This is a genomic window from Sphingomonas sp. M1A8_2b, assembly GCF_053345535.1.
In genome coordinates this window covers 522662-536963 of record NZ_JBKFAH010000002.1, presented here as the reverse complement: position 1 = coordinate 536963, position 14302 = coordinate 522662, and the positions used below count along the sequence as shown (strand labels likewise).

Genomic DNA, 14302 nt, shown 5'->3' with positions numbered 1-14302 from the left:
GGGTATCCTTTCAGCTTAGAAGCGGTAGCTGACGGCGGCGCGGACGTTGCGCTGGTACAGCGAGCTGCCGATGAAGACCGCCTGCCCCGCTTCGCTGCTGTCGATCGTCCCCGCGCGCGGATTGCCGTTGGTCAGGCCGAGCGTGTTGGTGATGTTCTGCGCGATCAGCTGAAGCTGGAGCTTTGGCGTGACGTTGACCTGCGCCTGCAGGTCGACGCTGACATAGGACGGCAGGCTAATCTTGTTGGCGACGTCGGTATAGAGCTGGCCGGAGTAATTGACGTCGGCCTGCACGCGTAGCGTGTCGCCGAACAGCGTCACGCCGGGGGTGACGCGGAAGATATTCTCGGGAATGCCGTTCAGGCGGTGGTGCGAATAGTCGGTGAGCACGCCCGCGCTGTTGGTGTAGACGAAATCGGAGAAGCGTGAGTCCTGGTAGGTCCAGGATCCGTGCAGGTCGAACCACGCGACCGGGCGGATCGTCGCCTCCAGCTCGACGCCCTCGGTGATCGTGTCGCCGTACACCGTGACCGGCGATAGCAGGCCGTTGGCGAGCGTCCGGAAATCGCTGATCTGGTAGCTGTTGTAGACAGTGCGGAAGCCGGTCGCGTAGAAATCGACCGGGCCGCGCGAGTATTTGATCCCGCCCTCCAGCATGTTGAGCGTCTGCACCACCGGCGTCGCGCCCGCATTGGTGATGAAGTTGGAGACCGCGGGCAGCCGGAACGTATCGGTATAGCGGACGAACGCGCCGACATAGGGCTGGAACTGGTAATTGGCGCCCGCCGTCCAGGCGAACCCGTCATATCTGCGGGAGAACGGCGTGAAGACGCTCGTGCCTGTCCCGACCGCATCGTCGGCGAGCGTCGGGCTCTGCCCCAGATTGACCTTTTGCGCGCCCTCGACCGCGCCGCTTGTCTTGATCCGCTCATAGCGGACGCCGCCGTCGAACCGCAGCTTCGGCGTGATCTGCCACTCGTCGCTCGCATAGACCGCGACGTTGTCCGAAATGCCGTTGGCGTTGGCGAACTCGGCGCCGTAGCCGACGATGCCGCCTTCGGTCAGCGACGCGAGCTTGTTGCCGCTGGCGTCGAGTCGATAGACGTCGAGGAGGTCGGCATGGTTCTTGACGTCGGTCAGCACCGACGCGGTGTTCGCGCCATATCGCTCGTTCTCGCGCGCATAATAGAAGCCCATGGCGAGATCGTGATGGCCAAGCAGGTCGAGCTTGCCGACGATGCGTGTGTCGTTGATGAACTCGCTCAGCGGCACGGTATGCGTCCGCGCGAGATCGACCAGCGCCAGCCCGTTGCCGTTCTGGTTTGCAATATCGAACGCATTGCCACTGTCGCGGTAGAACAGCCCGAGCGTCTGCCCCGCCGAGGCATTGGTCGCCTTGCCGTAATTCGCGTTCAGGAAGGTTTGCGCGGGCGATACATTGTACGGCGTGATGCTGTTGCGCTGCGTGAAGCTGTCGCGGTAGCGCGTGTTCTGCTGGAGCTTGATCGTGTCGGTCAGCTGGTATTCGGCTTGCGCGCTGAGCTGGGTCAGCCGGACCGTGCTGCCGACCGCATTGTCGAATGCGATCGGGCCATTGGGAGTCCGGAACGTCAGATGTTGCGTGTCCGGGCCAGCGATATTGTCCTTACGGTTGTCGAGGCCGGGAACGCTGACGACGTCGCCATCGGCGTTGGTGGTGTAGATGCCGCCACCCCAATAGCCGACGCGTTCGTCGATGCGCTTGACGCCGAACGACACCGAACCGCGATCGAAATCGCGCGAGAGCGTCGCGCGGATCTGGCCGCCCTGGTCTTGCCTGAAGCCCGAATGGTGCTGGCCGTCGGACAGCCGGTAATAACCCCCGGTGAAGAAGTGCCAGCCGGTGTTGCCGATCGGGCCACCAAGCCAGCCGTCGACGCGGTGCGAATTGTAGCTCGATCCTTCGTAGCGGATCAGCCCCTCGAGCGTATCGCCGCCGCGCCGCGAAATGAAGTTGATCGCCGCACCAGGGGCGTTGGAATAGAAGATCGCCGACGGTCCGCCGCGGACGACCTCGATCCGCTCGACGGTCTGGTCGATCCGCAGCGACTGGTCGCCGTTGAGCCAGCCGAGCCCCGGATCGCCCTGGATCGGGATACCGTCTTCCAGCAGCGCGACGGTCTGGAAGCCGTCGCTTGGAATGCCGCGGACGCGGACGCCTGCGCTGACTTCGCCCGAGGTCGGCGTGGTGTAGAACCCCGGCACCTGCTTCAGCGCTTCGGCCACCCCGACGGGTGCGCGTAGGCGGAGATCGCGGTCGGAGATGGTCGAGATGGCGTAGCTCGTCTCGACCTTGCGCTGGCCTTCGGTCCCCGCACGGCCGGTGACGACGATGTCGTCGCCGTTCGTATCTCCGCCATCTTGGCCGGCGGCGGGAACCGTGGGTGTTGTCGCGGTCTGCGCAAAAGCGGGGTGTGCGACGAGCGCGCTAGTAGAGAGCGCGGTGGCCAAGGCCACGCGCGACACGAAATTACGGGTCATCATCATTCCCCACCGAGCGAAAAGCTGGGCTGATCTATGATAGCCTTTGGTATCGTTTTTGTGACAAGGCGGTAGCAATACCAGATGCTGCCAACTGTGCACCGCATACGGAACTCGACTTGCGGCTTGCCACTTCAACGACGACCGCTCGCCGTCCTCAGCCAGCAACCGATATTCTCGGCGCAATGCCTCGCATCGCAACGCCTTAGCGCGTATATGGGGCGCATGATGAAATCGTCGCATCGATCGGCCGACCAGGGGGCCAGACGCTGATGTCGTGGGTCGAGAAGCTCGCGATCGTCGCCGGCATGGTGTTGTTCATGGAGTGCTTCGCCTGGGCGGCGCACAAATACGTGATGCACGGCTGGGGTTGGGGCTGGCATAAATCGCATCACGAAGAGCATGACGGGTGGTTCGAGAAGAACGACTATTACGCCATCGTGTTCGCGATCGTCCCGATCGTGCTGTTCACCGTGGGCCTCTGGTGGGAGCCGCTCTGGTGGGGCGCGCTCGGGATCACCGTGTATGGCGGGATCTACGCGTTCGTGCACGACATGCTGGTGCACCAGCGCGGCGGATTCCGCTGGGTGCCCAAGCAGGGCTATTTCAAGCGCCTGCTCCAGGCACATCGTCTCCACCACGCGGTCGAGGGCAAGGACGGGACGGTCAGCCACGGCTTCCTGTTTGCGCGCAAGCCGACGGTGCTGAAAGCACAACTGCGCGCCAATGCCGATCCGCAGCGCCGCGTTCCGCGTTCGCCTGAGGTTTCCTCGTCGGTCGCGGCGGATCAGTGAGTAGCGGAGCCCCGTCCCTGCCCGTCGCAGCGGCTCGGCGTCAGGCGTGGATCGGCCTGTCGCTCGCAGCCGGCATCGTCGCGGCTTGGCTCGCGATCCACATCACCGGAATCTTCTTGTGGCGGTGGAGCCTCGCGACGTTGCCGATCGCGGTCGTGATAGTGCTCGTGCAGACCTGGCTCAGTACCGGCCTGTTCATCGTCGCGCATGATTCGATGCACGGCGCGTTGGCGCCCAGCTATCCGCGGCTCAACCGCCTGACCGGCGCAACCTGTCTCTCGCTGTACGCCTGCCTGTCCTACGCGACCCTGCTGCCGCAGCATCACCTCCATCATCGTCATGCCGGCACCGCGGGCGATCCCGATTTTCACGGCGGCGATCCGAGCTTGCCGGGGTGGTTCGGGCAGTTCTTCCGCACCTATTATTCGCACGGGCAGATCGTCCGCATCACGCTCGTCGCGTTGGTCTACACGCTCGTTCTGGGCGCGCCGCTGGGGAATATCGTCGTGTTCTGGGCCGTACCCGCGCTCGGGGCGGTGCTGCAGCTGTTCGTGTTCGGCACCTGGCTGCCGCACCGCGAGCGCGACGAGCCGTTTGCCGACCATCACCACGCGCACAGCGCCAAGATCCCGCCGCTGCTGTCGTTGCTGACGTGCTTCCATTTCGGCGGCTATCATCACGAGCATCATCTCTCGCCGGGTACGCCGTGGTGGGGCCTCCCCGCCCGCCGCCGCGCGCTCGCAGAGCGATCGGCCAACGCCGGCATGGTACGACGCCCCGCATGACGCTCGCCATGCTCCTGTCCGCGATCGCCATGACGGTGATCGTCGGGGTCCGCTACATGATCGTCTCGGGCGCGTTCGCCTGGGTGACCCGGCGCAGGCATCCCGGTCTGTATCTCGGTCTCGATCCGCAAGTGCGCCGCGAGATCGTCTGGAGTCTCGCATCGGCGGCGATCTACGGGATTCCGGCGGGCGTGGTCGCCTGGGGATGGCAGCATCGCGGCTGGACACGGGTCTATGCCGACATCCACGCGTATCCGCTCTGGTATTGGCCGGTGTCGGTGCTGCTCTATCTGCTGCTCCACGACGCGTGGTTCTACTGGACGCATCGCTGGATGCACCGGCCCGCGCCGTTCAAGCTGGCGCACGCGCTCCACCATGCCAGCCGACCGCCGACCGCCTGGGCAGCGATGGCGTTCCACCCGATCGAGGCGCTGACCGGCGCGGTCGTGATCCCGTTGCTGGTGTTCGTCGTGCCGATCCACATCAGCGGGCTGGCGGTCGTGCTGACGATCATGACGGTCATGGGTGTCACCAACCACATGGGGTGGGAGATCTTCCCGAAGTTCATGTGGTCGGGACGGCTTGGCGGCTGGCTGATCACCGCGAGTCACCACCAGCGGCATCACGAACTCTACGGGTGTAATTACGGCCTGTATTTCCGACACTGGGACCGGCTGTGCAGCACCGATCGCGGCGTCGGCGACTTCAGCCGCGAACACGCGCGCGCCGAACGCCGTGCGGCTGCTGCCGGAGTCACCGGCGAGCGGGCTACCGCCGAAGCGTCCGGGTCCGCCTCTCCTAACAGGTAATCGCGATCGCTATCGGCTACGCCGGCTCCTTATCCCGTTGAGAGCGTTTCCTTTTCAACCAGGGAGACGATCATGACCGACACCACCGCCGTCCACGCCCGCCAGCGCGAGATCGCGACCGAGCACCTGCTGTTCAAGCTGATGGAATATGTCGAGACGCAGCATCCGGGGCTGCTCGATTTCATGGAAGCCAGCCTCGACCATCTCGGCGATCCGGCCAGCGACGAAACCAAGGACGACGAAGGCGTGCGTCAGATCGCCAGACGGATGATCGTCGGCGCCCGCAAGGAAACCAACTGACCATGCCGCTTAATGGGCGGCGCTGGCGGCGTCATGCCGCTGGTAGACCGCTTATCCAGGCGTAAGCCATAGTATCAAGGCCAAGAAAAAAGGCGACCTTCGCGAGAAGGCCGCCTTTTCGTTGTCCGATCTAAGCGTGGATTAGAACTTGAAGTTCGCACCAGCGCGGAACGTACGACCGATGACGCCGGCATAGTGCCAGGTCGGCAGGTAGTTCGTGCCCGAATACGAGGCAGGCGCGATCGGCGCCTTCTCGTTGGTGACGTTGCCGACGTTGAAGTTGAACGAGAACTGCTCGTTCACGGCAACCGAGACGTTCAGATCCGCGTAGATGAAGCGCTTGATGTTGCAGAACTTGGTGCCGGTCCCATACAGGTTGCCGTCGAGAGCCGGGTCATCCGAGCAGGTGAGCGGCGTGCCTTCGTCGGCCGCGACCGACTTGATCTTCGACACGTAATAGGTCGTCGCGCTGATCGAGAGAGCGCCCAGCTCGATCGTGTTCTGCCAGTTGCCGCGCCACTTCGGCGTACCGGCACCCGACGACAGCTCGTACGGTCCAAGCGTACCGGCAAACTTCTGGACGACGCCGTCGCCATTGTCCTGGTTGTACTTCAGGACGCGGGTAACGTCGGCACGGCTGGTAAACCGGATATTTTCACCGAGCGGGATGCTCGCGTTCATCCCGAAGTCGAGACCTTCGGTCTTCACGCTGGCCGCGTTGACGTACGGCGCGTTGATGATCAGCACGCGCGGGATCGCGGTCGGGAACAGCGGATCGATCGCATCGATCGCCGATACCGTATAGCCGGCCGGCAACGGCTGACCGGCATAATAGGCCGCGCGCGCGGCACCGGCGTTCGGGCCGGTCACGATCACGTCGCTCTTCTTGATGTTGTAGTAATCCACCGTGAAGCTCAGCCACGGCAGCGGCTGGACGACGGTACCGGCCGTGAAGCTGCGCGACTTCTCAGGCTTGAGGTCCGGGTTGCCGCTGAAGCCCGAACCCAGGCTGTAGGACTGGGCATACGGGTTGGTGTTGGGGTTGGCACCGGTGATCAGGCCGCCGTGCGCAAGCTGGAAGCTGGTCGGTGGCGTGTACGTCACGAACCCGGCAAAGCTGCTGAGCGGGTTGTTCTCGGCGAAGGTCGGTGCACGGAAGCCCTGCGAATAGGTCCCGCGGATTGCGATCTCCTTGATCGGCGTGAACTTCGCGCCGACCTTCGGCGAGAAGCGCCCGAAGCCTTCCGAATAGTGATCGTAGCGACCCGACGCGTTGATCTCGAGCTGGGTCAGCACCGGGGCGCTGATCTCGAAATACGCCGCCGAAACGGTGTGCTTGCCGAATGCCGCCGACGTGTTGGCATAACGATCGAGGTTCGGGTTCAGGCTGTTATTTTCTTCGACCTCGTGGCGAACCTGCCCGCCGACCGCGAGCTGCAACGGGCCGCCCGGAAGCTGGAACAGCGCCTTGCTGATCGACGCGTCGAGCGAGACCATCGAGGTGTGCGATCCGACGGTGTAGGTCGGCGCAATCAGCTGACGCGTCGCTGCGCTGTTCTGGCTCGGATCGACGAAGTTGTACGCGCCGGTGTTGATCGCCTGCTTCAGGCCGGCGATGTTGATGACGCCGAACGACGTGATGTTGAGGTTGTCCTTGGCGCCGACCGCGTCGACCTGCCAGTTCCAGCCGTCGCCGAAGTCGCCATGCAGACCGGCAGCACCGCGGATGACTTCGTTCGTGCGGCTCGTGCCGACCGGAATGTCACCGAACAGATAGTAGATCCGTGCGGCACTGTTTTCGCCGGCCAGCGCGAACGGGTTGTTCGGGTTCACGCGACGATCGGTGGCGGTCGCGCAGTTCACGCCCGATGCGCAGACATAGACCGGCAGGACGATGCCGGGGTTGCTCGATGCGAGCGCGGGCGCTGCGCCGTAAGGCTGCGTCTGGCGGATCGATGCCGGCGCGCGGGCGATGTCGACGCGGCTGTTCGAATAGCTCCCGGTGACATAGCCTTCGATGTTGTCGCTGAGCCGAACGCTCAGACGGCCGCTGAAGTTGTAACGCTCCTGCTTGGGCTGGATCTGCGCGAATTCGTAGGTGTTGTCGTGACGGCAACCAACGCCGCCCGCGGCGCCTGCGACGGTGTAGGTGCCACCGGTGCAATTCGCGAGGTTGAGCGTCTGGTACTGGCCGGTCGCAACGGTGCCGCCCGAGTACGGGTTGTTCAGATCGGTCTGCGTCGTACGACGAACGACGGCGTTGACCGTCGCGGTGGTCAGCGAGCTGTCGGCCGTGTTGCCGTCGATGCCGCCGATCGAGCTCAGATCGAGCGTGTTGAAGGGGAACGCGCGATCCTTTGCGGCGATGGCCGAATCGCGCTGATATTCGCCGTTCATGTAGAAGTTCCAGCCGGTCGCGGCGTAATCGCCGAAGCCTGCCGTCAGGTTGGCGCGGTAGCGGCTGCCATCGCCGTGCTCGCTCACGCCGCCTTCGGCCGTGCCGGCGACGCCGACGAACTGCTTCTTCATGATGACGTTGACGACGCCGCCGATGGCATCCGCGCCATAGGTTGCCGACGCACCGTCCTTGAGCACTTCGATACGCTCGACCGCGCTGAAGGGGATCGAGTTCAGGTCGACATAGGCGTTGTGGCCGTCATCGTTGAGCGGGAAGTTGGTCGACCGCAGACCGTCGATCAGCACCAGCGTCGACGACACGCCGAGACCACGCAGCGAAACCGCTGCGCCACCTGCCGAGAAGCCGTTCTGGAAGCCGGTCGAGATCGAACCCGCACCATCGGCGGAGATCGAACGAACCGCGTCGTTGATGTTGGTGATGCCGGCCTTGGTAAGGGTCTCGGTCGTCAGCACGGTAACCGGCGACGGCGTTTCGGTGTCGGTGCGGCGGAAGCGCGAACCGGTGACGACGATTTCCTGGCCGGTGGTTTCGGCGGGCGCGGCAGTGTCCTGCGGCGTGACCGTCGCAGGTGCCTGCGCGGTGGCCGATGCGTCAGCGGCGGTGGTCGCATCCTGCGCCAAACCGGCCGTCGTCGAGAGCATCAACGCCAGCGGCGTCGCGGCGGCGAGCAACAGCGTCTTCGAAGTAAAACGAGAAGTCGAGATCATGTATGAATTCCCCCAGTTGCCCCAAACGGTCGCTGTGACGCTCCGTCCGGAACCATGTGTCCCGACCGCCACTTCGCGGCGCATCAGGACTATGGGCGACGGAATGGGGTAACGGTTCTGTCATGTAAAGCCGCAATGCCGCGCCATAGAAAACGCGAAACACATAGTGGCGAAAATGACACAATCTGAGACGATGGGGAGGGCAACCCGTGATAATTCTCGCATTCACCGCGCATCGCGTACGATAATTACGCATTGCGATTGACGCGTTGCGACAGCCGCGGAACCAAAGGTGGCAATCGCCTGCTCGGCTAGGCCGCGACGGGCCGCAGTTGGCAGTTGGGCGCCGACACCCGCAGCCTCCGAAAATCGACTGCGCTAGCGGACGGCCTTGTCGGAAACGATCGTGCCTCCCTTCATCACCATCCGCACGTGGCGGACGGCGGTGATGTCGGTGGCCGGATCGCCTTCGACCGCTACGAGGTCGGCGAGCAGGCCGGGTTTCACCGTTCCAAGCGTCTCGGACATGTGAAACCAGCGCGCGTTTCCCGACGTCGCGGCGAGCAGGACGTCGGCGGGGCGCATGCCCACCGCGACGAGTAGGTCCATTTCACGCGCGTTCTGGCCGTGCGGAAAGACGCCGACATCGCCACCCATGCAGAGGGGCACTCCGGCCTTGATCGCTGCCCGCGCGCTGGTGCGGTTGAGGCTCACCGCGGGGGGCGCGGGCTCGCGACCGTTCCAGCCCCGATAGCGTGCGGTGGCGTCGGACGCGGCCAGCGTGGGGCACAGCGCGATCCGTTTCGCCGCCATCGCCGCGAAGATTTCGGGCGTGCCGCCATAGCCGTGTTCGATCGTGTCGACGCCGGCGTCGATCGCGCGGCGCATGCCCTCCGCGGTCGCGGCGTGAACCGCGACCGGCCGCCCCGCGTCGTGCGCGGTGGCGACCGCGGCGCGCATCTCGTCGAGGCTCAGCGTCGCGCGGCTGTCTTCGCCGGCATGCCAGCGGTAATCGGCGTAGAGCTTGATCCAGTCGGAGCCGGCGGCGATCTGGCGCCGCACCGCTGCGACCATCTGGTCGACGCCCGACACCTCCTCCGCGCCTTGCGGGATGACGACGCCCGGCTCGAAGCCCTTGGGACCATAGGCACCGAGCGCGACGATCGCGCGCGTCGCGACCGACAGGCGGGGCCCAGCGACGATCCCCTGATCGATCGCCGCCTTCAGCCCGACATCGGCATAGCCCGCGCCTTCGGTGCCGAGATCGCGTTCGCTGGTGAAGCCCGCAAGCAGGGTCGCCTTCGCGTTGGCGACGGCGCGCGCGGTCCGCAACGCGAGCGGTTCGTGGAGCACCTGATCGTCCCAGCTCGCCTCGTCATAGGGATGCAGGAACAGATGGCCGTGCCCCTCGATCATGCCGGGCATCAGCGTGTCGCCGGCAAGATCGATCGTGCGCGTGCCCGCCGGGACCGACAGAGCGGGTCCGACCGCCGCGATCCGGTCGCCGGTGACGAGCACCTGCCACCCGACGTGGACCTTGCCGTCGACCGCATCGAACACGCCCGCAGGCTTCAGCAGGAGCGACGCGGGCTCGGCCGCCGGGGCGATCGTCGCCGGCCCGAATGCTATCCCCGACGCTATCAACGCCATGATCGCCAACCACCGCATGGTCTTTCCCCTCTGCCCGCCTTACGCTTGTGACATGAATACGATCGTTCGGCGCCTGCGCAATCCAGTCATCCTGTTCGCCCTGCTATCGGCGGCTCCCGCGTCGGCTGCTACGAATGGTCCGGCAGCGGACGTGGCGCGGTGGCGGACGCAATCGTCGCGGGTCACGATCACCCGCGACGACTGGGGTATCCCGCATATCGCCGGGCAGACCGATGCGGATGCGGTATTCGGGATGATCTACGCGCAGGCGGAGGACGATTTCCCACGGATCGAAGCCAATTACCTGACCGCACTCGGCCGGACGGCGGAAGCGGACGGTGAGGACGCCGTCTGGGCGGATCTGCGCCAAAGGCTGTTCGTCGATCCCGCCGCGTTGAAGGCCGACTATGCCGCGAGCCCACCCTGGTTGCGCACGCTGATGCAGGCGTGGGCGGACGGGCTCAATTATTACCTCGCGACGCATCCGCAGACGCGTCCCAAGGTGCTGACCCGGTTCGAACCCTGGATGGCGCTGAGCTTTACCGAGGGCAGCATCGGCGGCGATATCGAGCGGATCTCGCTCAGCGACCTCAGGACCTTCTATGGCCAGCCGACGCCGCCGACTCCCGAGGAAACCGGGTCGATCCCCCGCGAACCATCCGGCTCGAACGGCATCGCAATCGCGCCGCCACTAACCGCCAACGGCCATGCATTGCTGCTGATCAATCCCCACACCAGCTTCTACTTCCGGTCCGAGGCGCAGATGACCAGCGCAGAGGGTCTGAACGCATACGGCGCGAGCACCTGGGGCCAGTTCTTCATCTACCAAGGGTTCAACGCGAAGGCGGGGTGGATGCACACCTCGGCGACCGTCGACAATGTCGACGAGTTCGCCGAGCGGATCACGCGGCGGGGCGGCAGGTATACGTATCGCTACGGGACGCAGCATCGGCCGGTCGCCTCGCGCGTGATCGCACTGCGCGTTCGCCAACCGGACGGGACATTGGCCGAGCGCCGCTTCATCACCTACCGCACGCATCACGGCCCAATTGTCGCGATGAAGGCGGGCAAATGGATCGCCACCGCGCTGATGTGGAAGCCCGTGCCGGCGCTCGAGCAAAGCTATCTACGCACCAAGGCAACCGACCTCGCCGGCTACCTGAAGGTCGCCGCGCGGAAGGCGAATTCGTCGAACGACACGCTGTTCGCCGACAGCAAGGGCGAGATCGCGTTCCTGATGCCACAGTTCATGCCGATCCGCGACGCCCGCTTCGACTACACCCGACCGGTCGACGGCAGCGATCCCAGGACCGACTGGCACGGGCTGCACACGCTCCCGAGCCTGCCGAGCGTGCTCAATCCGCGCACCGGCTGGGTGCACAACACCAACGACTGGCCGTGGAGCGCAGCCGGGCCCGACAGTCCCAAGGCGGCGGACTATCCGCGGTACATGGATCAGGTCGGCGGCAACGCGCGCGGCGTCCATGCCGACCTTTTGCTGACCGGCAAGCGCGGGTGGACCGGCGACAGTCTGCGCACGGCGGCGTTCGATCCGTACCTCCCCGCGTTCGCGCGACTGCTGCCGGGGCTGGTCGACGCCTTCGCCGCCCTGCCCGCAGGCGATCCACGACGGCAGCGCCTCGCAGCGCCGATCGCGCTGCTGAAAAGCTGGGATTACCGCTGGGGCTATGACTCGACCGCGACCAGCCTGGCCGTGTTCTGGGGCGACCAGTTGTGGCGCGAGGTCGGCAGCTTCGCGCAGGCCGAGCGGTTGAACGTGCCCGACTACATCGCGACGCGCGTCGGTGCGGACGCCAAGCTCGCCGCGCTCTCCGCCGCGGTCGACCAGCTCACCCGGGACTTCGGCAACTGGCGGACGCCGTGGCGCGTCATCAATCGCTTCCAGCGGCTCGACGACGCGATCGCGCCGCAATTCGACGACGCGCGGCGTTCGACGCCGGTACCGTTCACCTCGGCACAATGGGGCAGCCTCGCCTCGTTCGGCGCCAAGCCTTGGCCCGGCACGAAACGCTATTACGGCACCAGCGGCAACAGCTTCGTCGCGGTGGTGGAATTCGGTCCGCGCGTGACCGCGAAGGCGATCATGGCCGGCGGCCAGAGCGGCGATATCCGATCGCCGCATTTCGCCGACCAGATCGAGCGGTACGCGCAGGGCAATCTGCGCTCGGTCTATTTCTATCCCGACGAGCTGAGCGGCCATGTCGAACGCCGTTACCGACCTGGTCTTTAGTCGACCAGCGCCACCCCGTAACCGTCGAGCCGCAGCGTCCCGGCCGCCGCCTTGCCGGTCAGCACATCGCGGCCAGCGGTCGGTAGCGCCACCGAGGCTGCCGTAGCCGTCGTGTTGACGTACAACGTCCGCCCCTCGACCGTGCGCGCCACGACGCCGTCGGGCGTTTTGGGCCCGGTCCGGATGTCGAGGCTGCCATAAAGCGATCGGATCAGGGGACCGATGAAGCCCGGTTGCGCGGCGGTCGCGAGGTAGATCGCCTGGCCCTTGCCGAACCGGTTGACGGTGATCGCGGGGCTCTTGTCGGGTGTATTCTCGAATGTCGCGAGCGTCTCGGCGGTGCTCGGTTCGAGAACCTCGTAATAGGGGTCCGTCCCGTCCAGCATCTGGCCGCCGAAGCGCACGTGCAAGGGTTGCTCGGAGCGGTAGAAGGCGTTGGTGCGCAACCCGAAGACGTCGGTCAAGCCGCCGGGCAACGGCGTTCCGAACCACTTACCGGTCTCGTCCACCTTCGCCGAATACCCGGTCATGACGACCGTGCCGCCACCCGCGACATAACGCCGGATCGCATCCGATGTCGCCTTGTCGATCAGATACGCGCCGGACAGAACGATCAGCTTGTAACCATCGATCGCGTCGTGACCGATATCGATCACCGCCGCATCGACATTGTCCCGGAACAACGGCGCATAGGCGGCCTTCACCTGATCGGTATAGTTCGTCTTGAAATAGTCCGGGAGCGAGTTGGGACCGGGCGGCGGACTGGTCAGCCACATCGTGTCGAACGAGTAATGGACCGCCACCTGCGGTTTCTCGTAGCGCGGAAATCCCATCGTCTTGAGCTGGCGGAATTCGCGCGCGATGCGGGCGAATTCGTCGACCTTCCACGACGGTCGATCGTCATGGTCGAGCAATCCGAACAGCGCCTGTTCCTCACCGCCGAGATGCGAATTGAACGTCCAGGCGAGCACCGTCTGCGCGTAATAGAGCAGCCCGAAATAGGCCCACATCCGCGATCGGCCCGGCGTGCCGTAATAGCCGACGCCGCCTGCAGTGAATTCATTGAACCAGACCGGCGTCTGGTGCGATGCGCGGTTCATCATCACTTCGAACCCGGCGCCGAGCGGATCGCCCGGATAGAAGCCCTGCGCGCCATAGGTGGACACCGCATCCCAGGATCGCAGATAATCGAACCCCTTGGTGCCCGCGGTCGGCCAGAAGTTCGACGCCACCGGCAGATTGGGGGCGAACCGTTTGCGGACGCTCTCGAGGTCCTTCAGCGCGCCGATCGTGTCGTCCGACCAGAACCGCCGCAGATCGAGATAGCGTTCGTTGGGACCTGGGCCGCGGTTATAGGGCAGATCGACCTGATCCCAGCTGCCGATCCGCCGCGACCAGCGCTGCGTCGCCCATGCGGTGTTGAGCGTCTCGATCAACCCATATCTGGTCTTGAGCCACGCGACGAAACGATCGCGATCGGCAGCGGAATAGGACAGCTGGCCGTTGCCGATCTCGTTGTCGTAGCCGAGCGCGATCACCGCGGGGTTGCGCGCGTACCGCGCCATCATCCGTTCGGCGAGGCGGCTGGCCAGGCGGCGATAGTCGGGATCGGCGATATTGTCCCAATAGCGCGATGCGGCATTACGACGGACGCCGTCCTGATCGACGATGTCGACACCGGGAAAATGTTTGTGGAGCCAGATCGGCGCGGGCTGGCCGGGGATATCGACGATCACCCGAATGCCCGCCGCGTGCATCTGTCGCAGCACGTCGTCGAACCAGCCGAAGGTAAAATGCCCTTCCTCGGGTTCGAATGAATCCCAGGACAGGTCGCCCATCCGGACCATGTTGAACCCGGCGGCCTTCATGATCGCGATATCCTTGACGATCTGCGCGGGCGAGCGGTCGATCGGCTGATAACAGGTCCCGACGAACAGCTCGCCCTTGCCCGGCCAGTCCCGATGACCGGCGATGCTCTGCGCCTCCGCCGCCGCAGGCACGAGCGTCGGCACCGCGATCGAGAGCATCATCGTCAGCGCGGTGAAGCGCTTTAGTCTGCGTGGCATG

Annotated in this window: 9 protein-coding genes; 5 read left to right on the top strand and 4 right to left on the bottom strand. The window is 65.1% G+C overall.

What is annotated here, in order from left to right; all coding sequences use genetic code 11:
• Positions 1-15: 15 nt before the first annotated feature.
• Positions 16-2526: a TonB-dependent receptor gene (locus ACLBWL_RS10700; protein ID WP_447792826.1), complete on the bottom strand. Its 2511-nt coding sequence runs from the start codon at positions 2524-2526 to the stop codon at positions 16-18.
• 266 nt (positions 2527-2792) lie between these two features.
• Here ACLBWL_RS10700 and ACLBWL_RS10695 point away from each other — a divergent pair, with 266 nt between their 5' ends.
• The 4 genes from ACLBWL_RS10695 (at position 2793) to ACLBWL_RS10680 (ending at position 5208) form a co-directional block, all read left to right on the top strand.
• Positions 2793-3314, top strand: coding sequence for a sterol desaturase family protein (locus tag ACLBWL_RS10695; RefSeq protein ID WP_447792824.1), 522 nt, complete (start codon positions 2793-2795; stop codon positions 3312-3314).
• Positions 3311-4099, top strand: a complete 789-nt coding sequence (locus ACLBWL_RS10690) for a fatty acid desaturase (protein ID WP_447792823.1) — start codon at positions 3311-3313, stop codon at positions 4097-4099. The genes ACLBWL_RS10695 and ACLBWL_RS10690 overlap by 4 nt, the downstream gene beginning before the upstream one ends.
• Complete coding sequence (locus ACLBWL_RS10685; protein WP_447792822.1) at positions 4096-4908, top strand: sterol desaturase family protein; 813 nt, start codon at positions 4096-4098, stop codon at positions 4906-4908. Before ACLBWL_RS10690 ends, ACLBWL_RS10685 begins: the two co-directional genes overlap by 4 nt.
• A gap of 72 nt (positions 4909-4980) precedes the next feature.
• Positions 4981-5208, top strand: a complete 228-nt coding sequence (locus ACLBWL_RS10680) for a hypothetical protein (protein WP_447792820.1) — start codon at positions 4981-4983, stop codon at positions 5206-5208.
• 141 nt (positions 5209-5349) lie between these two features.
• Here the strand turns inward: ACLBWL_RS10680 and ACLBWL_RS10675 are convergent, their stop codons facing one another.
• Entirely contained in the window at positions 5350-8334 is a 2985-nt protein-coding gene (locus ACLBWL_RS10675; RefSeq protein ID WP_447792819.1) for a TonB-dependent receptor plug domain-containing protein, read from the bottom strand.
• Positions 8335-8712: 378 nt separating this feature from the next.
• Complete coding sequence (locus ACLBWL_RS10670; protein WP_447792818.1) at positions 8713-10002, bottom strand: amidohydrolase family protein; 1290 nt, start codon at positions 10000-10002, stop codon at positions 8713-8715.
• A gap of 34 nt (positions 10003-10036) precedes the next feature.
• On the opposite strand from ACLBWL_RS10670, the gene ACLBWL_RS10665 reads away from it, so the two are divergent.
• A complete protein-coding gene (locus ACLBWL_RS10665) occupies positions 10037-12235 on the top strand; it encodes a penicillin acylase family protein (protein ID WP_447792817.1) in 2199 nt (732 codons plus the stop codon).
• Here ACLBWL_RS10665 and ACLBWL_RS10660 read toward each other — a convergent pair.
• Complete coding sequence (locus ACLBWL_RS10660; protein WP_447792815.1) at positions 12232-14301, bottom strand: beta-galactosidase; 2070 nt, start codon at positions 14299-14301, stop codon at positions 12232-12234. The genes ACLBWL_RS10665 and ACLBWL_RS10660 overlap by 4 nt on opposite strands.
• Position 14302 lies beyond the last annotated feature (1 nt).

Bases quoted from the DNA above. Each gene is read 5' to 3' on its own strand.
- ACLBWL_RS10665 (WP_447792817.1), top strand. From the start codon at position 10,037: ATGAATACGATCGTTCGGCGCCTGCGCAATCCAGTCATCCTGTTCGCC.
- ACLBWL_RS10685 (WP_447792822.1), top strand. From the start codon at position 4,096: ATGACGCTCGCCATGCTCCTGTCCGCGATCGCCATGACGGTGATCGTC.
- ACLBWL_RS10670 (WP_447792818.1), bottom strand. From the start codon at position 10,002: ATGCGGTGGTTGGCGATCATGGCGTTGATAGCGTCGGGGATAGCATTC.
- ACLBWL_RS10660 (WP_447792815.1), bottom strand. From the start codon at position 14,301: ATGCCACGCAGACTAAAGCGCTTCACCGCGCTGACGATGATGCTCTCG.
- ACLBWL_RS10695 (WP_447792824.1), top strand. From the start codon at position 2,793: ATGTCGTGGGTCGAGAAGCTCGCGATCGTCGCCGGCATGGTGTTGTTC.
- ACLBWL_RS10700 (WP_447792826.1), bottom strand. From the start codon at position 2,526: ATGATGATGACCCGTAATTTCGTGTCGCGCGTGGCCTTGGCCACCGCG.
- ACLBWL_RS10680 (WP_447792820.1), top strand. From the start codon at position 4,981: ATGACCGACACCACCGCCGTCCACGCCCGCCAGCGCGAGATCGCGACC.
- ACLBWL_RS10675 (WP_447792819.1), bottom strand. From the start codon at position 8,334: ATGATCTCGACTTCTCGTTTTACTTCGAAGACGCTGTTGCTCGCCGCC.